We start from the raw sequence: 26,984 nt of genomic DNA, 5'->3' as shown, positions 1-26,984 counted from the left end.
GCATGCTTGCGCTCGCCGCCAGCGCTGCCGCTGCCCTGCCTGCCGATCCGCCGGAAACCGACGCGCCGATCGTCTCGGACAGGGAGTTCGAGGCAGCGCTGCCGCCGCTCGACGCGGAGCTTGGCGCTCCGCTGGAGCCGATCGAGAATTTCGACGCCGGTCTGCCGCCCGCCACGGATGCCGCACCCGATGTCGCGCTGCCGCAGCCGCCCGTCGTCCCGCTCGATCCGGCGCTCGCCGAGCCGCTGCCGCCGCTCGCGACCTTCGACGTCACCACGCCCGAGGCGAGCCCCGAGGACAGCGAGGAAGCGCCGCCCGTCCGCTATACGCTCGCCATCGAGGGGCTGAAGGATGTCGGGCTTCAGGGCCGCTTCCGCGATCTTTCGGCGCTGGAGCAGGGTGACAACAAGGCAACCAACGGCGCGATGGTCGCCGCGCGCGCACGCGAGGACGAGGCGCTCGCCGTCCGGCTGCTGCGTTCCGAGGGCTATTATGACGGCACCGCCGTCGTCGCGATCGAGCAATTGCCCGATCAGCCCGGCCAGCTTCGCGTCACCGTCACCGCCGCGCCAGGCGAGCGATACAATCTCGGAGAGATTGCGGTCACCGGTCCGGAGACGGTGCCGCCCGGCCTGGCGCGCGAGGCGCTGCCGCTCAAGACCGGATCGCCGATCGTCGCCGCCGAGGTCGAAGGCGCCGAAGCGAATGTCGCGCTCAAGCTGCCGCAGCAGGGCTATCCCTTCACCCAGATCGGCCAGCGCGATGTGCTGCTCGATCCGGTCACCCACATCGGCGATTATACGCTGCCCGTCGATCCCGGCCCGCGCGCGCGCTTCGGCGGGTTCACGACGGAAGGCGATCTCGCGTTCGATGCCGAGCATGTCGGCGTCCTGTCCCGCTTCGAGCGCGGCGATCTCTACGACAGCCGCAAGGTCGACGATCTGCGCGAGGCGATGGTCGCGACCAGTCTCTTCAGCAGCGTCTCGGCCGAGCCGGTCCGCACCGGCGAGCAGGCCGAGGACGGCACCGAATATGTCAATATCCTCGTCCGCCAGGATGCCGGGCCGCCGCGCGCTCTGACCGCGACCGCCGGCTATGCCACGGGCGAGGGCTTCCGCGTCGAGGGCGCTTGGGAGCATCGCAATCTGTTTCCGCCCGAAGGCGCGCTCCGCTTCGGCGCGATCGCCGGCACCCAGGAGCAGTCCGCACGCGCCACCTTCCGCCGCTCGAACGCCGGCAAGCGCGACCGGACGGTGGTGGTCAATCTGGAAGCAGGCCGCCGCGATTATCCCGCCTACACCGGCTACACCGCGCGGCTGAATGGGCTCATCTCGCGCGAATCCACGCCGATCTGGCAGAAGCGCTGGACCTGGGCCTATGGCGCCGAGCTCATCGCGACCAACGAGAATGCGTTCGACACCGGCCTGCTGGCTCGCGAGCGGCAGACCTATTTCATCGGCGGCCTGACCGGCCAGCTCGGCTATGATGCGTCGGACAGCCTGCTCGATCCGACCAAGGGCTTCCGCCTGCTCGGCCGTGTCAATCCGGAAGTGTCGCTGAACGACGGCACGCGGCCCTATGTCCGCAACCTCATCGAGGGCAGCGCCTATTTCCCGGCGAGCGACAGCATCGTGTTGGCCGGGCGCGTCCGGTTCGGCTCGATCAGCGGCATCGACCGCGACGATCTCGCACCCTCGCGGCGCCTCTATGCGGGCGGCGGCGGATCGGTGCGCGGCTTCGGCTATCAGGAGCTCGGCCCCAAGGATCTCGACAACAATCCGATCGGCGGGCGCAGCCTCAACGAGTTCGCGCTCGAGGCGCGCTATCGCTTCGGCAATTACGGCGTGGTCGGCTTCGTCGATGCGGGCCAGGTCTATTCCAGCGCGCTGCCGCAATTCTCGAACCTGCGCTACGGCGTTGGCGTCGGCGGGCGTTTCTACACCAATTTCGGGCCGATGCGCCTCGACGTCGCGATGCCGATCGATCGCCAGCCGGGCGAATCGAAGTTCGCCGTCTACATCTCGATCGGGCAGGCCTTCTGATGGCCGACGAGGTCGAGCTGGCGGAGGAGGCGCCGCGCCGAGGCCGCGGGTGGACGATCGCCAAATGGGCGGGCATCGCCGTGCTCGGCGTGCTGCTTTTCCTCGCCGCGATCTTCGCTGGGCTCAACACCGATCCCGGCCGCCGCTTCGTGGTCGATCAGATCAACAAGCTGGAGCTGGCATCGGGCCTCGACATCCGGATCGGGCGGATCGACGGATCGGTCTACGGCAAGATGACGATCCGCGACCTGCGGCTGGCCGACAATCGCGGTGTGTTTTTCGAGGCGCCCGTCGCGGAAGTCGATTGGCGGCCGTTCGCCTATCTCTCCAACCATATCGACATCCGCTCGCTTGCCGTGCCGAGCGCGACGCTGGCGCGGCTGCCGGAACTCAACCCGAGCGAGGATCCCGACGCGCCGCTGCTCCCCGATATCGATGTCGACGTCGGGCGTCTGCAGGTCGGGCGGCTGCTGATCGGCCCCGCGGTCACCGGCCAGCGCCACCTGCTCACCATGGATGGTCGCGCGAAGATCGCCGACGGCCGCGCCGAGATCGCTGCCAATGCCGCGACCATCGCCGCGCCGGGGATGCCGGGCGGCGACCGCTTCGTGCTGCGGCTCGATGCGGTGCCCGAGCAGGACAGGCTGGCGATCGCCGCGCGGCTCGATGCGCCGGCGGGCGGCTTCGTCGCGCGCGTGGCCGGGTTCGATCAGCCCTTCGCCGCGCGCGTCGAGGGGCAGGGGCGCTGGTCCGACTGGCGCGGCCGCGCGCAGGCGACGCTGGGCGGCGCGGCGATGGCGAACCTCGCGATCGCCGCGCAGAACGGCACGTTCCGCGTCTCCGGTCCGCTGCGGCCGGGGCTGATGTTCGAAGAGGGGTCGGTCCGCCGCCTCGTCGAGCCGGTCGTCCGCCTCGATCTCACCAGCATATTCGATCAACGCCGCGCCGATACCAAGCTGCGCCTTCAGTCCGATGCTCTGGCGGTGGCGGCCGAGGGCATGGTCGATCTCGGCGAGAGCCGCTTCTCGGGCGTGCGCGTTGCCGCGCGCCTGCTGAAGCCCGGCGCGATCGCCCCAAATCTCAATGGCCGCGACGTGCGCATCGCGCTTTTGCTCGACGGGCCGTTCGGAACGCCGGTCGTCGCTTATGATCTCCAAGCGAGCGCGCTCGGCTTCGACACGACCATTGTCGAGGGGCTACGTGCACAGGGCCGCGCTCGCGTCGATGCCGACCGGATCACCATTCCGGTCTCGGCTCGCGCCCGCCGCATCACCGGCTTGAACCCGGCGGTCGGCAGCCTCGCCACCAATGTCGCGATCGATGGATCGTTCGCGATCAGCGGCACAACGGTTCTGTCGGACAATCTCAAGATCCGGTCGGACCGGATCAACGCCACGGCGGTGATCGTCGCCGATCTCGCGAAGGGCATGTACCGCGCCGGCATTCAGGGCCGGATCAACAATTATCTGGTCGAAGGCGTTGGCCTCCTCGATCTCGATTCGAACATCGACATCGTCACCGAGGGCGATGGTTTCGGGCTGAAGGGCCGCGTCGCCTTCCGCACGCGCCGGATCGATAATGCATCGGCGCGCGATTTCCTCGGCGGCAATGCGGTGGGTTCGGTCGGCATAAGGATGAACTCGGGCGGCACCTTCTTCATCGATTCGGTGCGGATGACGGCGCCGCGGTTCCGCATCCTCTCGGGCAGCGGTCGCTACAATCCCGACGGCCGCATTGCGCTCCGCGCCAGCGCGGTATCGGCGGAATACGGGCCGCTGTCGGTGGTCATCACCGGCACGGCGGAGCGTCCGCAGATCGATCTTCGCGCCGAGCGACCAGGCCTCGGCATCGGGTTGCGCGGCGTCCAGGCACGCGTGCGCGCCACTGCCGAAGGCTATGCGATCACCGCGACGGGCGAGTCCGACTACGGGCCGTTCTCGGCCGATGTGGTGGTGCTGTCGGGCCGCGGCCCGCTGACCGTGCAGGTCAATCGCGTAACGATCGCGGGCCTCAACTTCGCCGGACGCATCGTCCAGACGCCCGCCGGGCCGTTTTCGGGCACGCTGACGCTGAGCGGATCGGGGCTGAACGGCACCGTGCGGCTGAGCGCCGAAGGCGCCAACCAGCGCGCCGACATCGCCGCCACCGCCAATGGCGCCAGCATCCCGTCCGAGCCGCCGATCCTCATCCAGCGCGCGATCGTCCGCGCCACCGCCATCCTCTACCCGCAAGGCCCCGCGATCACGGGCGACGCGCAATTCGCCGGCGTGCGCCGCGATCAGACGCTGATCCGCACCGCACGCGCGAAGATCGACTATCGCGGCGGACGCGGGAAGCTTCAGCTCACCGCCGACGGCACCAGCGGCGTTCCGTTCCGCATCGCCGCCAATGCGGACATCACGCCCGATCATATTCGCGCTGCCATGCAGGGCAGCGTCAACAACCTCGCCTTCCGGCTCCAGCGTCCCGCCGACATCCGCCGCGACGGGCGCGATTGGGTGCTGTCGCCCACCGCGATCGTCTTCCCGCAGGGCCGCGTGCTGGTCGCCGGCCGCTACGGCGACGGGCTGACGCTGCGCAGCCGCATCGACAATCTCGATCTGTCGATCGTCAACGCCTTCTCGCCGGCACTCGGCATCGGCGGCAAGGCGAGCGGCACGCTCGATTTCGCGCAGGCCTCGTCCACCGCATTCCCGCGCGCCGACGCACGGCTCAACATCACCGGTTTCACCCGCGCGGGCGTCGCCACGCTCTCGGCGCCGGTCGACATCGCGCTCGCCGGACAGTTGAGCCCCGACGGTGGGCTCGCCAATGCCGTCATCCGGCGGCGCGGCGGCGCGGTGATCGGGCGGCTGCAGGCGCGGCTCCAGCCGCTTTCCGCGGCGGCGGGAAGCTGGAGCGAGCGGCTGCTCGCTTCGCCGCTGACTGGCGGCATCCGCTACAACGGTCCGGCGGAAGTACTGTGGTCGCTGAGCGGCATCGCCGGGCGCCAGCTCTCCGGCCCGATCGCCATCGCCGCCGATTTCGGCGGCCGCGTCCAGGCGCCGCAACTGAACGGCATCCTGCGCGCCAATGCGCTGACCTTCGTCGATGAAACCTATGGCACGCGCATCACCAATATCGCGCTCCAGGGTCGCTTCACCCAGTCGCGGTTCGAGATCACGCAATTCAACGGCCGCGCGGGCGAGGGGACGATCAGCGGGCGCGGCAGTGTCGGCCTTGCCGCCGATGCCGGCTTCCCGATCGACATCCGCGTGCAGCTCGATCGCGCGCGGCTGGCGCGGAGCGACGCGATCGGCGCCACCGCCACCGGCAATATCGCGATCAGCAACGGACCCAACCAGCCCGCGCTGATCAGCGGCGATCTGCAACTGCCTGAGGTCCGCTACGAGATCGTCCGCCAGGGTGCAGCGGAGATCGCCGAGCTGGAGGGGGTCCGCCGCAAGGGTGATCCGCTGCCACGGCCGGGTGAGCAGGCCAACGCCCGTCCGGCGGCGCCGAGCATCTGGAACCTGGATCTGCGCGTCCGCGCGGACAATGAGGTGTTCGTCAGCGGCATGGGGCTGGAATCGGAATGGTCGACCGATCTGCGCGTCCGCGGCACCAGCAATGCGCCCGTCGTGGTCGGCACCGCCGATCTCATCCGCGGCACCTATAGCTTCGCCGGCAACCGCTTCGAGCTGACGCAGGGCGAGGTTGCCTTCACCGGATCGACGCCGATCAACCCGCGGATCCGCATCGCGGCGACGACCGAGGTCGACAATGTCGCGATCACGATCAACATCACGGGCACCGGCACCAATCCGCAGATCGTGTTCAGCTCCTCGCCCGCGTTGCCGCAGGACGAGATCCTGTCGCGGCTGTTGTTCGGCGGGCCGGTCACGCAGCTCTCGGCGCTGCAGGTCGTCCAGCTCGGATCGTCGCTCAACGCGCTGCGCGGCGGCGGTGGCGGGCTCAACCCGCTCGGCAAGCTGCGCTCGGCCACCGGTGTCGATCGCCTGCGCGTGCTCGGCGCGGACGAGGCGACCGGCCGCGGCACCGCGGTCGCGGCGGGCTTTTACGTCAGCAACGACATCTATATCGAGGTCATCACCGACGCCCGCGGCTTCACCGCCACGCAGCTCGAGATCGCACTGTCCAAGTCGCTCAGCCTGCTCTCGCAGGCAGGATCGCAGGGCAGTTCGAGCGCGAGCATCCGCTACCGCAAGGAATATTAGGTTGCACGGCAACGCATGCCGCGCTTGATAGCGCCCCGGGTGGTTCGAAACAGGGGTTTGCAAACATCATGAAAGCCAAGTCGCTCGCCATCGCGGCCCTGCTCGCCACCGCCGCACCGGCCGCCGCCCAACAGGCAGCCTCCGCGGCGCCAGCCGTCACCGTCATCCATGCCGGCACCCTGCTCGACCGGCCCGGCCGCGCGCCCAAGCGCAACGCCAGCATCATCGTGCGCGGCGGCAAGATCGAGCGCGTCGCCGACGGCTTCGTCGATCCGCCGGCGGGCGCGACCGTCATCGACATGCGCGACAAGTTCGTGCTCCCCGGCCTCATCGACAGCCATGTCCATCTCTCTTCCGATCGCGCGGGCAACGAAGGGCTGCTCGCCAGCGTCACCGAGAATGTCGCGCTCGCCGCGCACGAGGCGCAGTGGAACGGCATGAAGACGCTGCGCGCGGGCTTCACCACCGTCCGCAATCTCGGCGACGAAGGCGTGACCCTGGGTCTGCGCGACGCCATCGCGCGCGGCTGGACGCAGGGGCCGCGCATCGTCGATGCGGCGATGTCGATCTCGACCACTTCGGGCCATATGGACGGCCGCCTGGGGCTGCGCGACGAGCTCCACGATATCGCCCCGCACGACAACCTGTGCGACGGCGCGGACGAATGCCGCAAGGCGGTGCGCCGCCAGGTCGGCCGCGGCGCCGACGTCATCAAGATTGCCACCACGGCGGGGGTCAACAGCCGGATCGGCGCCGGGCTCGGCAAGCAGATGTTCGACGACGAGGCGAAGGCGGTGGTCGAGACCGCGCACCTCTACGGCAAGAAGGTCGCGGTCCACGCGCATGGCGCCGACGGTATCGCCGTCGCGCTTCGCGCCGGTGCGGATTCGATCGAACACGGCACCTTGCTCGACGACGAGAGCATCCGACTCTTCAAGTCGAGCGGCGCCTATTACGTGCCGACGCTGTCCACTGTGAACGGCTATCTCGAGCGGCTGGCGAGCAACCCCGATGCCTATTCGCCGGAGGTGCGCGCCAAGATCGAATGGCGTATCGGCATCACCGGCAAGTCGCTGCAGAAGGCGGTGCCCGCCGGCGTCAAGATCGCCTTTGGCACCGATGCCGGCGTCTCCAAGCACGGCCGCAACGCCGACGAGTTCGAGCTGATGGTGAAGCACGGGATGACACCCGCGACCGCCATCCAGGCCGCGACCGTCAACGCCGCCGACCTGCTGGGCCTCGCCGATCAGATCGGCTCGCTGGAAGCGGGCAAGGCCGCGGACATTATCGCCGTCGCCGGCGATCCGCTTAGCGACGTCACCGTGCTTAAGAGCGTCGGCTTCGTGATGAAGGGCGGCGAAGTGGTAAAGGACGAAAGCTGAGGATTCACGCGTCCAGTCCATCCGCTCATCCTGAGGAGGGACTGAGCGAAGTCGAAAGCCCGTCTCGAAGGATCCTTCGAGACGCCATTTCTCCAAGCTCAATGGCTCCTCAGGATGAGCGGGAGTCGGACGCATTATGACCGGCTGGACCTTCGCCATCGATCGCGGCGGTACCTTCACCGATGTCGTCGCGCACGCGCCGGATGGGACACGGCACGTGATGAAGCTGCTGTCCGAAAATCCGGAAAGCTATGAGGATGCTGCGGTCGAGGCGATCCGGCGGCTTACCGCAGCGCATGGCGGCGGCGCGGTGACGTCGGTCAAAATGGGCACCACCGTCGCGACCAACGCTTTGCTCGAGCGCAAGGGCGAGCCGGTGGCGCTCGCGATCACCCGCGGCTTCGGCGATGCGCTGCGCATCGGCTATCAGGCGCGCCCCAACATCTTCGCGCGGCGGATCGTGCTGCCCCAGCCGCTCTACGAAGCGGTGCTCGAGATCGACGAGCGCGTGACGGCGGAGTGCGAGGTGCTGGAGCCGCTCGACCGGGAAGCGGCGCGTGCCGGGCTGCAGGCGCTGTTCGATCGGGGCTATCGCGCGCTGGCGATCGTGCTGATGCATGGCTGGCGCTGGACCGAGCATGAAGCCGCGCTCGCCGACATCGCCACCGCGATCGGCTTCACGCAGATTTCCGCCAGCCACCGCGTCGGGCCGCTCATCAAGCTGATCGGCCGCGGCGATACCAGCGTGGTCGACGCCTATCTGTCGCCGGTGCTGCGGCGATACGTCGACCGCGTGATTGGCGCGCTGGCACCGTCGACATCTGGCGACGAGACCGCGCCGCGCCTCTTTTTCATGCAATCTTCTGGCGGGCTCACCGACGCGTCCGCGTTTCAGGGCAAGGACGCGATCCTTTCCGGTCCGGCGGGGGGCATCGTCGGCATGGCACGCACTGCGGCGGAGGCCGGCTATGGCAAGGTGATCGGCTTCGACATGGGCGGCACCTCGACCGACGTCTCGCATTTCGCGGGGACCTACGAGCGCAGCGAGGAAAAGCCGGTCGCCGGTGTCCGCGTCCGCGCGCCGATGCTGGAGATCCACACCGTCGCCGCGGGCGGCGGATCGATCTGCCATTATGACGGCTCGCGCTTCCGCGTCGGGCCGGATTCCGCCGGCGCGGTTCCCGGCCCCGCCTGCTACCGGCGCGGCGGCCCGCTCACCATCACCGACTGCAACGTGCTGCTCGGCAAAATCCGCGCGGACCATTTCCCTGCCGTTTTCGGCCCCGGCGGCGATCAGCCGATCGACAGCGATATCGTCGCGGCCAAGTTTGCCGAACTTGCTGAGACAACCGGCATGGCGCCGCGCGACATCGCCGAAGGGTTCGTGCGCATCGCAGTCGAGAATATGGCCAATGCGATCAAGCAGATCTCGATCGCGCGCGGACATGACGTGACGCGCTACACGCTGCAATGCTTCGGGGGCGCGGGCGGGCAACATGCGTGCCTCGTCGCCGACGCGCTTGGCATGGAGCGCGTGATGATCCATCCGCTCGCCGGGGTGCTCTCCGCGCACGGCATGGGCCTCGCCGACATGATCGCGCTCCGCCAGCGCACGCTCGCGCCCGGAGAGGATCTGGATGCGGCGCTGGCCGATCTCGCCGACGACGCGCGCGGCGATCTGCTGGCGCAAGGCGTCGGCGCGGAAGGCGTCGCGGTCCATCGCCGCGCCGCGCTCCGCTACGAGGGCAGCGACACGACGATCGAGGTCGAGGCCGGCAACGCGGATGCGATGCGGGGCGCCTTCGCCGCGCTCCACCGTGCCCGCTTCGGCTTCGTGTCGGACAATGCGATCGTCATCGACAAGGCAGTGGTGGAAGCCATCGGCTCATCCCCGGTACGGGCAGGGGGACCGCCGGCGCAGCTGGTGGTGGAGGGGCTGGCGCAGGCGGCGGAGCAGCCCCTCCACCAGCCCGCGGCTGGTCCCCCATCCCGTGCCGGGGAGGATTTGTTCGATCGCGACTCGCTCGCTCCCGGCACCGTCATTCCCGGCCCCGCGCTGATCATCGACGCATCCGCGACGACGGTGGTCGAGCCCGGCTGGCAGGCAGAGGTCGATCCGCAGCTTAACCTCATCCTCACCCGCGCCGTGCCGCGCGCTTCGGCTCCGGCGGCGGGAACTGCGGTCGATCCGGTGATGCTCGAAGTGATGGGCAATCTCTTCATGGCGATCGCCGAAGAGATGGGCGTCGCGCTCCGCGCCACCGCATCGTCGGTGAACATCAAGGAGCGGCTCGATTTCTCCTGCGCGATCTTCGACGCCGAAGGCGCGCTGATCGCCAACGCGCCGCATATCCCCGTTCACCTGGGATCGATGGGCGACAGCATCCGTACGATCATCGCATCGCGCGGCGGCGGCGCGGACGGGCGCGGCATGAAGCCGGGCGACGCCTACGCGCTCAATGCGCCCTATCGCGGCGGCACGCACCTGCCCGACATCACCGTGATCGTGCCGGTGTTCGCCGGCGAGGGCGATGCGGCCCCCGCCTGGTATGTCGCGGCGCGCGGCCACCATGCCGATATCGGCGGCAGCGCACCGGGATCGATGCCGTCGGACAGCCGCAGCGTCGAGGAGGAGGGCGTTCTGATCGACGACATGCTGCTCGTCGATGCGGGGCGCTTCTGCGAAGGAGAGATGCGCGCGCTCTTGGCTTCCGACCGCTGGCCGGCGCGCAGCCCGGATCGCAACATCGCGGATCTCAAGGCGCAGGTCGCCGCCTGCACGCGCGGCGCCAACGAGCTTTGCCGCGTCGCGGGCGAGTATGGGCGCGAGGTGATCGACGCCTATATGGGCCACGTCCAGGATTATGCCGAGGAAGCAGTGCGGCGGCTGATCGGCACGCTCTCCGACGGCAGTTTCACTTATGCGATGGACAATGGCGCCGAGATTTCCGCGCGCATCACCGTCGATCGCGCCGCGCGCTCGGCCGCCATCTCCTTCGCTGGCACCAGCGATCAGCGGCCCGACAATTTCAACGCGCCTTACTCGATCTGCCGTGCGGCGACGCTCTATGTGTTCCGGACTTTGGTCGACGACGCCATCCCGATGAATGACGGGTGCCTGAGGCCGATCACGCTCGACGTGCCGGACGGGTCGATGCTGCGGCCGCGCTATCCGGCGGCGGTGGTGGCGGGCAATGTCGAGACCAGCCAGGTCATTACCGATACGCTGTTCGCCGCGGTCGGCGCGCTGGCGCCGAGCCAGGGGACGATGAACAATTTCACCTTCGGCGACGGCACGCATCAATATTATGAGACGATCGCGGGCGGCGCCGGCGCCGGGCCGGATTTCGACGGGGCAAGCGCGGTGCAGACGCATATGACCAACAGCCGCCTCACCGATCCCGAAGTACTGGAGACGCGGCTGCCGGTGCTGCTCGAGCGGTTCGCGATCCGGCAGGGATCGGGCGGCGCGGGCGCGCACCGGGGCGGCGACGGTGTGGAGCGGCGCATCCGGTTCCTGAAGCCGATGCGCGCGAATATTCTCTCCAACCGCCGGAAGATCGCGCCAGCCGGACTGTGCGGCGGCGAAGCGGCGGCGCCCGGCGTCAATCGGGTGATCCGCGCGGATGGCACGGTCGCGCAGCTCGGCGCCACCGCCTCGGTCGATATGGCGCCGGGCGATGTCTTCGCCATCGAAACTCCGGGCGGCGGAGGATATGGAGCACCTCCTTCCGGCACGCCGGAGGAGGACCTGTGACCTATCTCCCGCTTCTCGGCATATTGGTTGTCATCATCGGCTTCCTGCTGCGGCTGAACCCGCTGCTGGTGGTCGCCACCGCTGCTTTCGTCACCGGCATCACGGCGGGGCTGGATCCGGTCGCGGTGGTCGCGGCGTTCGGCAAGGCGTTCAACGACAATCGCTACATCACCGTCGTCTATGTCGTGCTGCCGGTGATCGGGCTCATCGAGCGTTTCGGTCTCCAGCAGCGCGCGCGCGCCGTGATTCTCGATCTCCGGCGCGCAACCACCGGCCGCCTGCTCATCGTCTATCTGCTCATCCGCCAGGCGGCAGCCGCCGTCGGTCTAACGCACGTCGCGGGCCACGCCCAGACGGTGCGGCCGCTCGTCGCGCCGATGGCGGAGGCCGCGGCGGAGAAGCAGCACGGCGACCTCGACGAACCGACCCGCGAGAAGGTGAAGAGCTATGCCGCGGCGACCGACAATGTCGGGCTGTTCTTCGGTGAGGACATATTCATCGCAATCGCTTCGATCCTGCTGATTAAGGGCACGTTCGAAAGCTACGGCATCGTCCTTGCGCCGCTTGAGTTGTCGGTCTGGGCCATCCCAACGGCGATCCTCGCATTCATCATCCACGGCACGCGCCTGCTGATGCTCGATCGGCGCCTGGCCGCCGCCGGGCGGACGCGCGGCGTTGGCGATAGCCCGCCCGCGGCGGACGGGGAAGCGGACCGATGATCACCGTCTCCTGGCTCTACGCGCTCGGTGGCGCGATGTTTGCGGCCTTTGCGCTGCTGAGCGCACTCGATAGCAGCAATGCCAAGCGCTGGGGCAACGCTGCCTTCTGGGGATTGCTGGCGCTCAGCTTCTTCGCCGGCGACCGGCTCGGCGATCTCGGCAACGGTCTGCTGGTCGTGGCGCTCGTCGCGATCGCGGGATGCGGGCTGCTCGGGCGCGGCGATCCACCGACGACGACGGCGGAGCAGCGCACGGCCTTTGCCGCGCGGCTGGGCAACCGCCTGTTCCTGCCCGCGCTCATCATCCCCGCGACCGCCTTCCTCGGCACGATCGCCTACAATTACACGCCGTTCGGAGAGTCGGGCATTTTCGAGCAGCGCTGGGTGACCTTGATCCTGCTCGGCCTCGGCGCGGTGATCGCGATCGCGGTCATCATGGCGTGGCTGCGTCCGCCGCCGCTGGCGCCGCTGCAGGAAGGGCGGCGGCTGATGGATTCGATCGGCTGGGCGGCGGTGCTGCCGCAGATGCTCGCCGCGCTCGGTGCAGTCTTCGCGCTTGCCGGCATCGGGGATCTGGTCGGGGGCATCGCTGGTAACGTCATCCCTCAGGGAAATTTGTTCGCCGCAGTCGCGGTCTATGCGCTCGGCATGGCGCTGTTCACGATGATCATGGGCAATGCGTTCGCCGCCTTCCCGGTGATGGCGGCGGCGATCGGCATTCCACTGCTCGTCGTCGGCTATGGCGGCAATCCCGCCGTCATCGGCGCGGTCGGCATGCTCGCCGGCTTCTGCGGCACGCTGATGACGCCGATGGCGGCCAACTTCAACATCGTGCCCGCGGCATTGCTCGAGCTCAAGGATCGCAACGGCGTCATCAAGGCGCAGATCGGCACCGCATTGCCGCTACTCGTCTGCAACCTCCTTCTCATCTATTTCCTGGCGTTCCGATGACACTCACCCCCGATATCGCCGGCCGTTTCGCGCGGATCGCGCTCGGCCATGTCGCGCGCGAATATCCGCACAAGCTCGATCATGTGATGGATGGACCGGAAGACGTGCTCGGCCCGCGCGCGCTGCACCCGATCTTCTACGGCAGCTTCGATTGGCATAGCTGCGTCCACGGTCACTGGCTGCTGCTCCGGTTGCGGCGGCTGTTTCCCAATTTGCCCGAAGCGCGCGAGATCGAAGCGCTCGCCGATGCGAGCTTTACGGCAGCCAAGGTTGCGGGGGAGCGAGACTATCTCCTCCGCGCCTATTCCGGCGGGTTCGAGCGGCCTTACGGTTGGGCATGGCTGCTCGCGCTGCACGGTGAGGCGGCACTGCATGAGGATCGCGAATGGGCGGCAGAGCTGGAGCCGCTGGCGCGCGACTTCGCCGAGCGGTTCGCATCCTATCTCCCCAGGCTGACCTATCCGATCCGCACCGGCACCCATTTCAACACCGCCTTCGCGCTGGTGCTCGCGCACGAATGGGCGACTGCGCATGACCCTTCGCTCGCAGCGCTGATCGTCGAGCGCGCGCGCAACTATTATGACGCGGACCGCGATTGTCCGGGCTGGGAGCCCGGCGGTGACGACTTCCTGTCCGGGGCATTGATCGAGTCGCTGCTGATGCGGCGCGTGATGGATAGGGAGGCCTTCACACGCTGGTTCGCCGCCTTCCTCCCTCGGTTGGCGGAGGGCGAACCGGCCAGCCTCTTCACCCCGGCTCAGGTCTCGGACCGCAGCGACGGCAAGATCGCACATCTCGACGGTTTCAATCTCAGCCGCGCCTGGTGCTGGCACGGCATTGCCGATGCGCTCGATCCTTCGTTGCGGGATCGTGCGACCGCCACCGCCGACGCACATCTCGCCGCGAGCCTGCCGCACGTCGCCGGGGATTATATGGGCGAGCATTGGCTCGCCACCTTCGCGCTGCTCGCGCTGGAGGCTTAACCCTTCACCACCTGCCGCAGCGTCCGGTCGAGCCAGTCCATCCGCGCGCGTAGCGATCCGACCGCATTGTCGTGGACGAATTCCTTGAACGGCACGGTCACGCCCTCGCCATAATCCTCGACCTCGGCGAGCTTCTCGGTGAGCTGCGCCTTGGCCTCGACGAGCCATTCGATCTGCTCGTCACGCGACAGGAGGTCGAACGACTGCACCTTGGTGCGCAAAGGGTCTTCGAGCAGCAGGTGGGTCGGGCGAATCTGCCGCAGCCAGCTCTTGATCGTCTCGCGTCCGGCATCGGTGCACACCAACCGCTCGGTGCCGCGCGCATCGCCCTCCACCGCTTCGGCGGACAACAGGCCGCGATCACGCAGCCGGCGGATCAGCGGATAGATCTTGCCCTTGCTGGTGTTGAAATTGCTGACCGGCGATTCTTCGTAGATCTTGGCGATCTGATAGGCGGTGATGGGCTGCTGGCGCAGCACCAGGGCCAGCAACGTCCCTTCGTTGTCGGTGAGATCATTGCCTTTGCTCGCCAAAATCCGCCTCGCGCCCCTTGCGGTGAGGCCCAAGCAATGACGACGCTGCCCCCCCTGTCAATAGCGCAGGAACCGTCAACTCGTTGCGCCACCTCCCGATGCGCGCACACCGATGATCAAACCTCTTGATAAAGTGGTACGAAACGCACTAGAAGGATGACGATCTTTTGGAGGGCGTCGTTCGTGGCAAGTCAGGCACAGCGGGAAGAGAACCGGTTGCGGCTGGTCAATGGCGCGCTCGATCTGATCGCGGAAAAGCCCTTCGCCAGCGTGACGGTGGAGGAGCTCGCCGAGCGCTCCGGGGTCTCCTACTGGTCGACCTATCGCAATCTGCCGACCCGCGAGCAGATCTTCCGGATGGCCGCAACGCATCTCGCCCGCCGTATCCTCGATGCGATGCGGGCAGGCGGCGAGCCGACCTCCGGCGTCTTGGCTGCCACGCAAGACTTCGCGCGTCGGCTGATGGCGGTGATGCAGGGGGAAGACTATTTTCGCCTGCTCGCGATCGTGATCCGCGAAGGCCGGGGCTCGGACTGGTTGGCGGACGTCTATTCGGAGCAGGTCGCGACGCCGCTCGTCCGGTTGCTCGAGCACATCGTCCGCGCCGCGGGCGAGAGCCTGGGCGCCGTCGTGCTGATCCGCGATGGCGCAGCGCAGCGTTTCCTGATGCAGATGGAATCGGCGCTTGTGCTACCGCGGCTCCATCCAATGTCGCATGGGCCGGACCACGGGGCTGCGACCGGCCTGGTCGATGCTGCTGCGCGCGCGCTCGTCGCTGCGACCTATGCCCATGATTGGCAGAGCGCGGCCTGACGCTGCGCGAGGCTTCAGTAGAGGCCCGGCTTCAACTTACGATTCACCGTCGCGGCTTTAGGCGCTGGACGGCCGCGCTTCGAGGGCTTTCTCAGCACGGGCGCGTCGTCGTGCGATTCGGTGTGGACGAAAGACTGTTCCATCGCATCCTCCGGCCTTCTTTCCTCTCTCTTTACGCGCGATCCCGGCATCGTTCCTCCTCCGGGGTAAGCGTTCGTTCGCTTAGGACCACTGTCCCATCCGAGCAATACACCTTGGCGATCCGCAATGCCGATTGGCGCGCGCGTTTCGACAAGCGGCAGGTCTGCTTCGACGGATGACATGCCGAACCAAGCAAGACGTACGAATGTGACCACTTTGTCACACTGTCTGTCGGAAGTGCGGCCTCCGGGTCGCCCCGCGTTGACCAGCTCTGCGCGACTATTTAGTCCGTCAAGCACCAAAAACAGCCTGCGCGCGCCGCGTGCAGGGCCAGGAGGAATTATGAAGCCCTATCTCAACTATCTGCTGGCGACGACGATCATCGGGGGGATGGCCGCTCCGGCGCTTGCGCAGCGGGCCGACACGACCGAGCCCGCCGCCGGTCCGGTCGAAGCCCTTCCCGCCAACGCGCCCGACGCCGCCGGCGATACGGGGAGCCCGATCGTCGTCACCGGTTCGCGCATTCCGCAGCCGAACCTGACCGCGGTTTCGCCAGTCACGGTGCTCAACAGCCAGGAAGTGAAGCTTCAGGGCACGACCCGCACCGAGGATCTCGTCAATTCGCTGCCGCAGGCCTTCGCTTCGGTCGGCGGCAACCTCGCCAACGGCGCGACTGGCACCGCCACCGTCAACCTGCGCGGCCTCGGTTCGGCCCGGACGCTGGTTCTCGTCAACGGCCGCCGCCTGCTCCCGGGCGATCCAACCTTCCCGGCGCCGGATATCAACACGATCCCGACCGCGATCGTCGAGCGCGTCGACGTGCTCACCGGCGGCGCCTCGTCGGTCTACGGTTCGGACGCCGTCGCCGGCGTCGTGAACTTCGTGATGAACACGAATTTCGAAGGTCTGCGCCTCGACGGCCAGTACAGCTTCTATCAGCACGACAATCGCAGCAAGACGGGCATCGTCGAAGCGCTGCAGGGCCGCGGTTTTGCCTATCCGAAGGGCAGCGTGACCGACGGTGGCGCGATCGACATTAACGCCGTCTTCGGTGCCGGTTTCGATGACGGCCGCGGTCACATCACCGCTTATGCCGGCTATCGCAAGCTCGACCCGGTCACCCAGAACCGCCGCGACTATTCGGCCTGCGCCAGCCAGGCGCGCACGCCTGCGCAGGTTGCCGCCTATCCAGGCGCGGGTTCGGGCATTCCCGGTTCGCCGCTGATCTTCTGCGGCGGTTCGGCGACGTCGCCGGAAGGCACCTTCTTCACCAACGTCGGCACGTTCCAGACCTCCCCGACCGGTCGTGGCTTCATACCCGGCTCGACGCCGTACAACTTCGCACCGACCAACTTCTACCAGCGCGCCGACGAGCGTTACACGTTCGGCGCCTTCGCGGAGTATGAGATCAGCCCGGCTGTAAAGCCGTATCTCGAAGTCATGTTCATGGACGATCGCACGATCGCCCAGATCGCGGAATCGGGCGCGTTCGGCCAGACCACGAACATCAACTGCGACAACCCCCTGCTGTCGCCGGCGCAACTCGCGCTGGTCTGTCAGGATGCCAACTTGGTTCGTCCGTTCGACGATCCTGCGACGCCGGAGGATGAATCCGACGCGCCGCCCATCGACTTTGTCGATCCGGTCACCGGCAATACGTACAACCGCGGTGTCTTCCAGATTCTGCGGCGCAACGTCGAAGGCGGTCCGCGTCAGGACGATCTGCAGCACACCAACTTCCGCACGCTGATCGGCGTGAAGGGCGACATCAGCCCGGCGTGGTCATACGACGCTTACTATCTCTACGGCCGCGTGAATTTCGCTCAGACTTATCTGAACGAGTTCTCCGCAACCCGCCTGACCCGCGCCGTTGATGTCGTTACCAACCCGGCGACCGGCGCTCCCGTCTGCCGCTCGGTGCTCGACGGCACCGATCCCAATTGCATCCCCTACGACGTGTTCGCCCGTAATTCGGTTTCCGACGCGGCGCTCAACTATCTGTCGATCCCAGGTTTCGCCCGTGCGGTTGTCGATCAGTCGGTTGCGTCTGCCTCGATCACCGGTCTTCTCGGCGAATATGGCCTGCAGTTCCCGTGGGCGAACGAGGGTCTGGGCATCAACGTCGGCCTCGAATATCGTAAGGACTCGGTCGATTATCGCAATGACGCCGCGTTCCAAACCGGCGATCTGACCGGGCAAGGCGCGCCGCAGCTCGACGTGCAGGGATCGTTCGACGTTCGCGAGCTTTATGCCGAAGCGCGTCTCCCGATCGTGACCGACGGCTTCTTCCACTACCTCGCAGTCGAGGGTGGCTATCGCTACTCGAAGTATGAGATTGGTGGCGGCGGCAGCTTCTCGACCGACTCGTTCAAGCTCGGTCTGGACTTCTCGCCGATCCGCGATATCCGCCTGCGCGCTTCGTACAACCGCGCGGTCCGTGCGCCGAACATCCAGGAGCTCTTCGCCCCGCAGCGCGTAGCCAATAACGGCAATTCCGATCCGTGCGCGGGTGACTTCAACCCCGACACGCCGCAGGAAGCGCCCACCGCAACGGCCGCGCAGTGCGCCCTCACCGGCGTCACGGCTGCCCAGTACGGCAACATCGTAGGCAACCCGGCGGGCCAGTATAGCGGCCTGATCGGCGGCAATCCCAACCTGACGCCGGAGAAGTCGGACACCTACTCGGTCGGTGTCGTCCTCCAGCCGCGCTTCCTTCCGGGCTTCGCGGCGACGGTCGACTACTTCAACATCAAGGTGAAGAACACGATCTCGACGATCGGTCAGGATACCATCATCCAGACCTGCATCGACACCGCCAATCCGGAGTTCTGCGATCTCATCAACCGCGATCCGCGTGGATCGCTGTGGCTGACGCCGGCGGGCTTCGTGCAGGATCTCAACACCAACATCGGCAGCCTCAAGACTTCGGGCATCGACGTCGGCGTGTCCTACACGACGGACATCGGCGATTGGGGCAACATCGGCCTCAACTTCCAGGGCACCTGGCTGGACAAGCTCGTCACCGACAACGGCGTGTCGACGCCGTATGACTGCACCGGATATTACGGCATCCAGTGCGGCACGCCGAGCCCCGAGTGGCGGCACAAGGCGCGCCTGACCTATACCTCGCCCGAAGGTATCGGTCTGTCGCTCCAGTGGCGCTATTTCGACAGCGTGACGGTCGATCGCCTGAGCCCGAACCCGACGCTGAACGCCACGCCGACGGCGCCGTTCAACGAGAAGATCAAGGCGCAGAGCTACTTCGATCTGACCTCGACCTTCCGCATCGGCGAGAATTACAGCTTCCGGCTTGGCGTGAACAACATCCTCGACAGGGCGCCGCCGATCATCGGCTCGAACGGCACCTCGGGCGTGATCAACGCCTGCCCGGGCGTGTTCTGCTCGGGCAATACCTTCCCGCAGGTCTATGACGCGATGGGCCGGTACATCTTCGCCGGCGTCACCCTCGACTTCTAAGTCGAAGGCCAAAGGCAAACTCGAACGGCGGGCCCGGTGCCCGCCGTTTTCTTTTGGGGCGCGGGAAAGCCCCGGAGCAATCTTTACGCGGCCTTAGCCATCTCTGATTACCCTATGCGGCGCAGACTGCCGAAGATCACAGGGACGATGGGCGCCGAACAGATTCCCCCGCATGACGCCGAGACAGGGCAACGCCGCGCCAAGCGCGCGCGCGTGCTGCTGTCCGCCGTCCTGCGTACGGGCCTCGGCGACACCCAGGTCCGCCTCCGCGACATGTCGAGCACCGGCGCGCTCATCGAGAGCGGCAAGCCCATGCCGGTGGGAAGCGAAGTGATCTTCATCCGCGGTGCGACCGCCGTTCCCGCCCGCGTCGCCTGGGCCGGCCATGGCAAGCTCGGCATCGAATTCGCAGAACCGATCGACGAGGCGGAATTGCTCGTCCACATCGGCCGCCGTCCCCCGCCACCGCCGCCGCCCGAGCCGGTGGTATTGCCGCCCCAACGCCCCATGCCGCCGCCTCCCAGCGCCGAGGACTGGAAGCCCGTGCGCGTCTGGGATGCCAAGACGGCGAGCTGGCGCAATCGCGGAGATGCGGGATGAGCTTCCATGCGCCGATTTCGATCCCCGGCAAGCTCGCCACCAACCCGTTCCTCGGCCGCAAGGCGGAGCGGATGGGGGTGCGGATGCACGCAGGCCTCCGCCAGCGCGGCGCCGGCGCGGTCGACGTCCGCGTGATCGATCTCTCCACCCACGGCTTCCGAGCCGAATGCCATCTCGACCTGACGGTCGGCAGCGACATCTGGCTGCGCTTGCCGGGCCTCGAGGCCTGGCACGCGACCGTGGCGTGGCAGGAAGAGTACATCATCGGTTGCGCATTCGAGCGTCCTTTGCACGCTGCCGTGCTGAGCACGCTCTTGCGGCGGACATAGCCGCTCGAGCGCCCTAGGCGCTTCATCTGGGCTATCGGGCGTCGAACGCGGCCCGTGGCGCGGGAAAAATGGTGCTGCCGGTGAGGATTGAACTCACGACCTCAGCCTTACCAAGGATGCGCTCTACCACTGAGCTACGGCAGCATCGCCCGACCGCGCAAAGGCTCGCGCGGGGAGAAGTCGCGGCGCTATGGCCGTTCGCCCGCCACCCTGTCAAGGCGGCTTGCGGCCTGGTGCGGCGCCCGGTAGCGATCCAAGCGATGAGCAAGCAGGATGCCGAGCGCGAAAAGCGGCTGGCCGAGGCGCTACGCGAGAATCTGCGCCGCCGGAAGGCGCAGGCCCGCGACGCGGCCGACGGTGGCAACACGCCCCCGCGCGAAGACTGATCGCTCAGCCGCGCTCGGGCGGCGTCGTCTCGTACGCCAGGATCTGATCGACGAAGCGCGGCGGCAGCGGTACGCCCTTGCGCGCCACAGGATCGGCATTCACGTAGACCATCCGGACGTCGGCGATCCGCTCCGCATCGCGCAGCATCGCGATCAGGACGGTGAAGCTCGACCGGCCGATCCGCTCGGTGCGCGTCGCGAGGGTCAATACGTCGTCGAACCGCGCGGAGGCGCGGAAATCGACCTCCGATCGCACCGCATACATGTTCGCGGTGTCGCCCGACATCGGATCGGTCACCGGCTGGCCGATCGCGCGCAGATATTCGGTCAGCGCGATATCGGCGTAGATCAGATAATTGGGGTTGAAGACCACCTGCTGCGTATCGACTTCGGAGAAGCGGACGCGAAGTTCGGTGGCGAAGCGGAAACCGTCGGGCAAGGTCACAGTGGCGCGCACTCCGCCTCGAGCCAGGCGCGGTCCTCCCCCTCCAGCTCCGGCCCGATCACCGCGACCACCCTGGCGTGATAGTCGTTAAGCCAGCGTCGCTCGGCACCGGTGAGCAGATCCGTATCGATCAGCCGCCGGTCGATCGGCGCGAAGGTCAGCGTCTCGAAGCCCAGCATCTCTTTCTCCGCCCCCGCGATCTCGCGCGGCACGACCAGGATCAGATTCTCGATCCGGATGCCGTAGTCACCCGTCTTGTAATAGCCGGGCTCGTTGGAAAGGATCATGCCGGGCTTCAACGGCTCGTCGCCGCCCGCCTGGCTCGATCCGGCGGGCGAGATGCGCTGCGGCCCCTCGTGCACCGACAGATAGGCGCCGACGCCATGGCCGGTGCCATGCGCATAATCGACCCCTGCGGCCCACAGGAACTGGCGGGCGAGCGTATCGAGCTGCACGCCGCGCGTGCCGGCGGGGAAGAGCGCGGTGTCGATCGCGATATTGCCCTTGAGCACGCGGGTGAAGCGGTCCTTCATCTCCGCGGTCGGCGTGCCTACGATGACCGTGCGGGTGATGTCGGTGGTGCCGTCGCGATACTGGCCGCCCGAATCGACGAGGTAGATCGAATCCATCTCGAGCGGACGGTTGCTCTCCTCGCTTACGCGATAATGCGGCAGCGCGGCATTGGGCCCGGCGCCCGATATGGTGTCGAACGAGAGATCGGCGAGCAGGCCGGTCGCGGCGCGGAAGTCCTGGAGCTTGGCTGCTGCCGAAAGCTCGGTCACCCCGCCCTTGGGCGCCTCGATCGAAAGCCAGCGCAGGAAGCGGACGATCGCCGCGCCGTCGCGCACCTGCGCCGCCACGTGGCCGGCGATCTCGGTCTCGTTCTTGATCGCACGGGGGAGGACGGACGGGTCGCGCGCCGCGATCACCTTTGCGCCGGCGCCTTCCAGCGTCTCGAAGATCGCCGCGACGGCAAGCTGCGGATCGACGACGACCGACTTGCCCCTGAGCGTTTTCAGGAACGGTTCGAAATCGGCGCGTTCGTGCACGCGGACGCCGTTGCCGAGATGCTGACGGACATCGTCGCCGAGCTTTTCCGAAGCGACGAAGAGGTCCGCCGTACCGTCGTCGCTGACCAGCGCGAAGGCGAGTGCCACCGGCGTGTGGCTGACGTCGGTGCCGCGCACGTTGAACGTCCAGGCGATCGATTCCAGCGCGGAGAGCACCGCGGCGTCGGCTTTCTTTTCCTTGAGCCAGTCCGCCATCTCCTGCCGCTTGGCGGCGGACGAGCGGCCGGCATGCGCATCGCCTTGCACCGAGAGCCGGGCCGTCGAAGGCTGCGGCCGGTCCGCCCAGACCGCATCGATCGGGTTGCGCGTCACCGCGATCAGCTCGGCGCCTTTCTCGGCAAGCGCCTTCTTCGCGCGCTTCACCCAATCGGCGGTGTGCAGCCAGGGGTCATAACCGATGCGCGCGCCGTCCGCGGCATTGGCCTGGAGCCATTCGGCGACGCTGGTGTCGGGGATCGACTGATAGGACCAGTGATCGCCATCCACTTGCGCGCGGACCTGCACGGTGTAGCGGCCGTCGGTGAAGATCGCGGCTTCCTCGGGAAGCACCACCGCGGTCCCGGCCGAGCCTTCGAACCCGGTCAGCCAGGCGAGGCGCTGCGCGTAGCTGCCGACATATTCGCTCATATGCTCGTCGGTCAGCGGCACGACGAAGCCGTCGAGCCGGTCGGACTGAAGTTGCGCGCGGAGAGCGGCGAGGCGGTCGGCGTGGGAGGACATGGACGGTCTTTCTGAAGATTATGCGTTCAGGATGAAGGGCAGGCGGCACCATAAGCAAATCATCCGTCATTGCGAGCGCAGCGAAGCAATCCAGCTCTGGATTGCCGCGCCGCTGCGCGGCTCGCAACGACGGGCCATTATACGACAGCGGGCTCGAGGATGCGGATCGTGCCGGCATCGGCGTCGATCTCGGCCTCGCAGCCGACGGGGAGGCTGAACTGGTTGGCGACATGGCCGAACAGCGCGCCTTGGAACACCGGCACGCCGAGCGGCGCCAGATGCTGCTGCAGCACTTCGTTCACGGTGAACCCCCCATAGGATGCGCCCGATGCGCGGCAATCGGTGCATTGGCCGAAAACCAAGCCCGCAACACGCCCGAGGATGCCGGCGAGGGCAAGCTGGGTCAGCATCCGGTCGATCCGGTACGGCGCCTCGTCGACATCCTCCAGAAACAGGATCGCGCCGGAAAAGTCAGGCAGATAGGGTGTGCCGACCAGCGCGGCGAGGACGGTGAGATTGCCGCCGAGCAGCCGCCCGCGCGCCTTGCCGGGCCGGATGGCGCGCGTCCGCCACTGGCGCTGCACCAGCCGGTCCTCGCTCGCCTCCGGGTTTGCGTAGACCGGCGTCGCGCCGTCGAAGGTGAGTGCGCGGAAGCTGTCCCACGAGAGCTTGCCCCACGAACTCGCCGCGTTCGGCCCGTGGATGGTAGTGAAGCCGGCGCGTGCGGCAAAGGCCAGGTGCAGCGCGGTGATATCGCTGAACCCGATCAGCAGCTTCGGGTTGGCACGGATCGCGGCGAAATCGAGGTGCGGCAGGATGCGCGCGCAGCCCCAACCGCCGCGCACCGCGAAGACGGCGCGAACGTCTTTGTCGCGATACATGGCGTTGAGATCGGCGGCGCGCGCCTTGTCCTCCCCCGCGAGATAACCGTAGCGCTGCGCGAGATGCGGCGCGGGCTTGGGCACCAGCCCCATCGCGCGCACCGTCTCCATCACCGTGGCAAGATCGAAGGCATCGTCGGTGAAGCCCGCAGGCTCGACCAGCCCGACGGTGTCGCCCGGCCGGAGACGCGGCGGCTTCACCGTGCCGCGTCGCGCGGCAGCGACCGAAATCGGAAGCGCGAGGGCTGCGGCGGTGGCGCCGAGGCCGGCAAGCGCAGTGCGTCTGTTGAGCATGACGCGCATTGCAGCACGGCGATGCGGGAAAAGGCAAGGCCGCCCCCGTTGCAGCAGGCCGCACGAGCCCCCACTATCGGCTTGACCCCACGCACAGGAGACCCGCCGATGCAGACGCAAGCTTATGGCACCGAGGCTGCCGACCGCCCGCTGGAGCCGATGACCATCGAGCGCCGCGAGCCCGGCCCGCGCGATGTCGCGATCGACATCGCCTTCTGCGGCGTCTGCCACTCCGATCTCCACACCGCGCGCAATGAATGGGGCGGCACGGTCTATCCGTGCGTGCCGGGGCACGAGATCGTCGGTCGCGTCACCGCCGTCGGCGGCGAGGTGGACGGCTTCAAGGTCGGTGATGCGGTCGGCGTCGGCTGCATGGTCGATAGCTGCCGCACCTGCCCGTCGTGCCAGGACGGCGAGGAGCAATATTGCACCGGCAGCGGCTTCGTCGGCACCTATGGCGGCACCGATCCGGTGCTCGGCGGGCCGACGCACGGCGGCTACACCCGGCACATCGTCGTCGATCAGGATTTCGTGCTGCGCATCGGCCATGACGAAAAGGATCTGGCCGCGGTTGCTCCGCTGCTCTGCGCAGGCATCACCACCTATTCACCGCTCGCCCACTGGAAGGTCGGGCCGGGGCAGAAGGTGGGCGTCGTCGGGCTGGGCGGGCTCGGCCATATGGGCGTCAAGATCGCCGCGGCGATGGGCGCGGACGTCACCGTCTTCTCCACCTCGCCCGACAAGCGCGACGATGCGCTGAAGCTCGGCGCGAAGGACGTGATCGTCTCCCGCGACAAGGACCAGATGCGGGCGGCCGCGGGGACGTTCGACTTCATCCTCAATACCGTGGCCGCGCCGCACGATCTCGATCCCTTCGTCGCCGCGCTGAAGCGCGACGGCACGATGGTGCTGGTCGGCGTTCCGGCCGAGCCGCACCCGTCGCCTGCGGTGTTCAATCTGGTGATGAAGCGCCGCTCGATCGCCGGCTCGCTGATCGGCGGCATCCGCGAGACGCAGGAGATGCTCGATTTCTGCCACAAGCACGGCATCACCTCGGACATCGAGATGATCGACATGGACGAGATCAACCACGCCTATGAGCGGATGCTGAAGAGCGACGTCAAATATCGCTTCGTCATCGATATGAACTCGCTGAAGGTCGCATGATCAAGCCGCCCGTCGCCGCCCGTCGCCCGCATAGCTACGAACGCCACGGCGTCACCATCGACGATCCGTATCACTGGCTGCGCGATCCGGGCTATCCGAAGGTCGAGGACGAGGAAGTCCTCGCCTATCTCCGCGAGGAGAATGCCTATTTCGATGCGGTGATGGCGCCGCATGCCGCGCTCGTCGAAACGCTGTTCGAGGAGATGAAGGGGCGGATCAAGGAGGATGATTCCTCCGTCCCCGTCCGTGACGGCGAATATTTCTACTGGTGGGCGTTCGATGCCGGCGCGCAATATCGCAAATGGTATCGCCGGCCGGTGGCGGGCGGCGCCGATCAACTGATCTTCGACGAGCCGGCCGAAGCGGCGGCGGCGGACTATTTCCGCCTCGGCGCGCTGGAGGTGAGCCCCGACGGACGGCTCGCCGCAACGATGATCGACGACGACGGATCGGAGCGGTTCAAGCTCCGCATCCGCGATCTCGCGTCGGGCGAGGATATCGAGACGGTCACCGAAGTCGGCATCGGCGCGCCGGTGTGGGCGGGCGACTCCGCTGCGATAGTCTTCACCGAGGTGAACGAGCAGTGGCGCAGCTACCGCGCGCGGCTGCACCGCATCGGCGATGCGCCCGGTGCCGCGACGACGCTATACGAAGAGAGTGAGGACAAGGGCTTTTCGGTCGGCGTATCGCGCAGCCACGACCGCAGCCTCATCTTCATCGGCACCGGCGACAATGCCTCGACCGAACTGCGTTTCGTGCCGGCCGACGATCCCGCCGCGCCGCCGGTGCTCGTCCGCCGCCGCGCCGCCGACGTCACCTATTCGGCCGATGCCGCGCACGGGAAGCTGTGGATCGTCGCCAATGACGATCACATCAACTTCCGCCTCGCCGAAGCCGAGGTTGCCGATCCCGGCGCATGGCGGACGGTGATCGCGGGATCGGACGACGTCTATATCCGCGGCGTTTCGGCCTTCCGCGACCATCTGGTGATCCAGGAGCGGCTGCACGGCCTCGATCAGATCCGGCTGCGCGGATATGACGGCGGCGATCGGCGCGTGACCTTTCCGGAAGCGAGCTACACCGCCTTCCTCGGCAGCAACCCGGAGTTCGCGCCCGCCGCCTATCGCATCGGCTATTCGTCGATGGTGACGCCGCTGACCGTCTACGATTACCACCCGGCGGACGACCGGCTGGAGGTGCTCAAGGTCCAGGAGGTGCCGTCGGGCTACGATCCCGACGGCTATGCGACCGAGCGGCTGATGCTGCCGACCCGCGACGGCAAGCAGGTGCCGGTCTCGATCGTCTATCCGAAGGGCTTCGCGCGTGACGGGACGGGCAAGCTCTACCTCTACGCCTATGGCGCCTACGGCTATGCCATCCCGCCGAGCTTCTCGACGGCGCGGCTCAGCCTGCTCGATCGCGGCTATGCCTGCGCCATCGCGCACATCCGCGGCGGCGACGATCTCGGCTACGGCTGGTTCCTCGAAGGCAAGGCCGAGAAGCGCACCAACACGTTCCGTGATTTCGTCGATGCGGCGAACGGGCTGGTGGCCGCGGGCTATGCCGCGCCGGGCCGCATCGCGATCCAGGGCGGCAGCGCGGGCGGCAAGCTGATGGGCGTCGTTTCCAATTCCGATCCGCACCTCTGGGGCGCAGTGGTCGCCGACGTGCCCTTCGTCGACGTGCTCGCGACGATGCTCGACGACACGCTGCCGCTGACGCCGGGCGAATGGCCCGAATGGGGCAACCCGATCCTCGACAAGGCGGCGTTCGATCTCATCCGGTCATACAGCCCGTACGACAATGTGAAGGCGCAGGATTATCCACCGATGCTGATCACCGGCGGCCTCAACGATCCGCGCGTCACTTATTGGGAGCCGGCGAAGTGGGCGGCGAAGCTCCGCGCCGCCAAGACCGACGACAATCTGCTGCTCCTCAAGATCAACATGGGCGCCGGCCACGGCGGCAAGTCGGGCCGCTGGGAGAGCCTGCGCGAAGTCGCCGAAGCCTATGCTTTCATCCTGACGCAGATCGGATAAATCCTCCCCCGGCCTGCCGGGGGAGGGGGACCGCGCGGA

The 26,984-nt window shown here is 67.4% G+C and carries 18 protein-coding genes and 1 tRNA gene; 14 read left to right on the top strand and 5 right to left on the bottom strand.

Going from position 1 to position 26,984, the window contains the following annotated elements; translation table 11 throughout:
* Positions 1-2 precede the first annotated feature (2 nt).
* The 7 genes from B9N75_RS04645 (at position 3) to B9N75_RS04615 (ending at position 14,050) form a co-directional block, all read left to right on the top strand.
* Complete coding sequence (locus B9N75_RS04645) at positions 3-2,042, top strand: autotransporter assembly complex protein TamA (protein ID WP_085219406.1); 2,040 nt, start codon at positions 3-5, stop codon at positions 2,040-2,042.
* Positions 2,042-6,259, top strand: a complete 4,218-nt coding sequence (locus B9N75_RS04640; protein WP_085217738.1) for a translocation/assembly module TamB domain-containing protein — start codon at positions 2,042-2,044, stop codon at positions 6,257-6,259. Before B9N75_RS04645 ends, B9N75_RS04640 begins: the two co-directional genes overlap by 1 nt.
* Positions 6,260-6,327: 68 nt before the next feature.
* Positions 6,328-7,641 (top strand): metal-dependent hydrolase family protein, encoded by a 1,314-nt coding sequence (locus B9N75_RS04635; RefSeq protein ID WP_085217737.1) that lies wholly within the window; start codon positions 6,328-6,330, stop codon positions 7,639-7,641.
* Positions 7,642-7,777: 136 nt separating this feature from the next.
* Entirely contained in the window at positions 7,778-11,398 is a 3,621-nt protein-coding gene (locus tag B9N75_RS04630; RefSeq protein WP_085217736.1) for a hydantoinase B/oxoprolinase family protein, read from the top strand.
* The gene (locus B9N75_RS04625; protein WP_085217735.1) at positions 11,395-12,117 is read left to right on the top strand and encodes a DUF969 domain-containing protein; all 723 of its coding nucleotides are present in this window, start codon (positions 11,395-11,397) and stop codon (positions 12,115-12,117) included. Before B9N75_RS04630 ends, B9N75_RS04625 begins: the two co-directional genes overlap by 4 nt.
* Positions 12,114-13,067 (top strand): DUF979 domain-containing protein, encoded by a 954-nt coding sequence (locus tag B9N75_RS04620; protein ID WP_085217734.1) that lies wholly within the window; start codon positions 12,114-12,116, stop codon positions 13,065-13,067. The genes B9N75_RS04625 and B9N75_RS04620 overlap by 4 nt, the downstream gene beginning before the upstream one ends.
* Complete coding sequence (locus tag B9N75_RS04615) at positions 13,064-14,050, top strand: DUF2891 domain-containing protein (RefSeq protein WP_085217733.1); 987 nt, start codon at positions 13,064-13,066, stop codon at positions 14,048-14,050. The genes B9N75_RS04620 and B9N75_RS04615 overlap by 4 nt, the downstream gene beginning before the upstream one ends.
* Here B9N75_RS04615 and B9N75_RS04610 read toward each other — a convergent pair.
* Positions 14,047-14,583 (bottom strand): PadR family transcriptional regulator, encoded by a 537-nt coding sequence (locus B9N75_RS04610; protein ID WP_172840812.1) that lies wholly within the window; start codon positions 14,581-14,583, stop codon positions 14,047-14,049. The genes B9N75_RS04615 and B9N75_RS04610 overlap by 4 nt on opposite strands.
* Before the next feature lie 183 nt (positions 14,584-14,766).
* Here B9N75_RS04610 and B9N75_RS04605 point away from each other — a divergent pair, with 183 nt between their 5' ends.
* From B9N75_RS04605 to B9N75_RS04590, 4 genes are all read left to right on the top strand, one after another.
* Positions 14,767-15,396, top strand: a complete 630-nt coding sequence (locus B9N75_RS04605; protein WP_172840811.1) for a TetR/AcrR family transcriptional regulator — start codon at positions 14,767-14,769, stop codon at positions 15,394-15,396.
* Positions 15,397-15,879: 483 nt separating this feature from the next.
* The gene (locus B9N75_RS04600) at positions 15,880-19,014 is read left to right on the top strand and encodes a TonB-dependent receptor domain-containing protein (RefSeq protein ID WP_085217730.1); all 3,135 of its coding nucleotides are present in this window, start codon (positions 15,880-15,882) and stop codon (positions 19,012-19,014) included.
* 114 nt (positions 19,015-19,128) lie between these two features.
* The gene (locus B9N75_RS04595; protein WP_085217729.1) at positions 19,129-19,614 is read left to right on the top strand and encodes a PilZ domain-containing protein; all 486 of its coding nucleotides are present in this window, start codon (positions 19,129-19,131) and stop codon (positions 19,612-19,614) included.
* Positions 19,611-19,943, top strand: a complete 333-nt coding sequence (locus B9N75_RS04590; RefSeq protein ID WP_085217728.1) for a PilZ domain-containing protein — start codon at positions 19,611-19,613, stop codon at positions 19,941-19,943. The genes B9N75_RS04595 and B9N75_RS04590 overlap by 4 nt, the downstream gene beginning before the upstream one ends.
* A 69-nt stretch (positions 19,944-20,012) precedes the next feature.
* Here the strand turns inward: B9N75_RS04590 and B9N75_RS04585 are convergent.
* Positions 20,013-20,087 (bottom strand) — tRNA-Thr (locus B9N75_RS04585).
* Between the two features lie 116 nt (positions 20,088-20,203).
* On the opposite strand from B9N75_RS04585, the gene B9N75_RS14410 reads away from it, so the two are divergent.
* On the top strand, positions 20,204-20,329 hold the full coding sequence (locus B9N75_RS14410) for a hypothetical protein (protein WP_280173581.1): 126 nt from the start codon (positions 20,204-20,206) through the stop codon (positions 20,327-20,329).
* A 4-nt stretch (positions 20,330-20,333) separates the two neighbouring features.
* Here B9N75_RS14410 and B9N75_RS04580 read toward each other — a convergent pair whose 3' ends face one another.
* The 3 genes from B9N75_RS04580 to B9N75_RS04570 form a co-directional block, all read right to left on the bottom strand.
* Positions 20,334-20,786, bottom strand: a complete 453-nt coding sequence (locus B9N75_RS04580; RefSeq protein ID WP_172840810.1) for an acyl-CoA thioesterase — start codon at positions 20,784-20,786, stop codon at positions 20,334-20,336.
* Positions 20,771-22,564, bottom strand: a complete 1,794-nt coding sequence (locus tag B9N75_RS04575) for an aminopeptidase P family protein (protein ID WP_085217726.1) — start codon at positions 22,562-22,564, stop codon at positions 20,771-20,773. Before B9N75_RS04575 ends, B9N75_RS04580 begins: the two co-directional genes overlap by 16 nt.
* A 137-nt stretch (positions 22,565-22,701) precedes the next feature.
* Positions 22,702-23,739 (bottom strand): S66 peptidase family protein, encoded by a 1,038-nt coding sequence (locus B9N75_RS04570; RefSeq protein WP_425292409.1) that lies wholly within the window; start codon positions 23,737-23,739, stop codon positions 22,702-22,704.
* A gap of 108 nt (positions 23,740-23,847) precedes the next feature.
* Here B9N75_RS04570 and B9N75_RS04565 point away from each other — a divergent pair, with 108 nt between their 5' ends.
* Positions 23,848-24,906, top strand: coding sequence for an NAD(P)-dependent alcohol dehydrogenase (locus B9N75_RS04565; RefSeq protein ID WP_085217724.1), 1,059 nt, complete (start codon positions 23,848-23,850; stop codon positions 24,904-24,906).
* Positions 24,903-26,945 carry a S9 family peptidase gene (locus B9N75_RS04560; protein WP_085217723.1) on the top strand — a complete coding sequence of 681 codons (2,043 nt, stop codon included), beginning with the start codon at positions 24,903-24,905 and terminating at the stop codon, positions 26,943-26,945. Before B9N75_RS04565 ends, B9N75_RS04560 begins: the two co-directional genes overlap by 4 nt.
* Positions 26,946-26,984 lie beyond the last annotated feature (39 nt).

Source organism: Allosphingosinicella indica (genome assembly GCF_900177405.1).
In the GTDB taxonomy this organism is placed as follows: Bacteria; Pseudomonadota; Alphaproteobacteria; order Sphingomonadales; family Sphingomonadaceae; genus Allosphingosinicella; species Allosphingosinicella indica.
The sequence above is the reverse complement of the archived record's forward strand: the minus strand, read 5'-3'. Positions and strand labels throughout refer to the sequence as shown.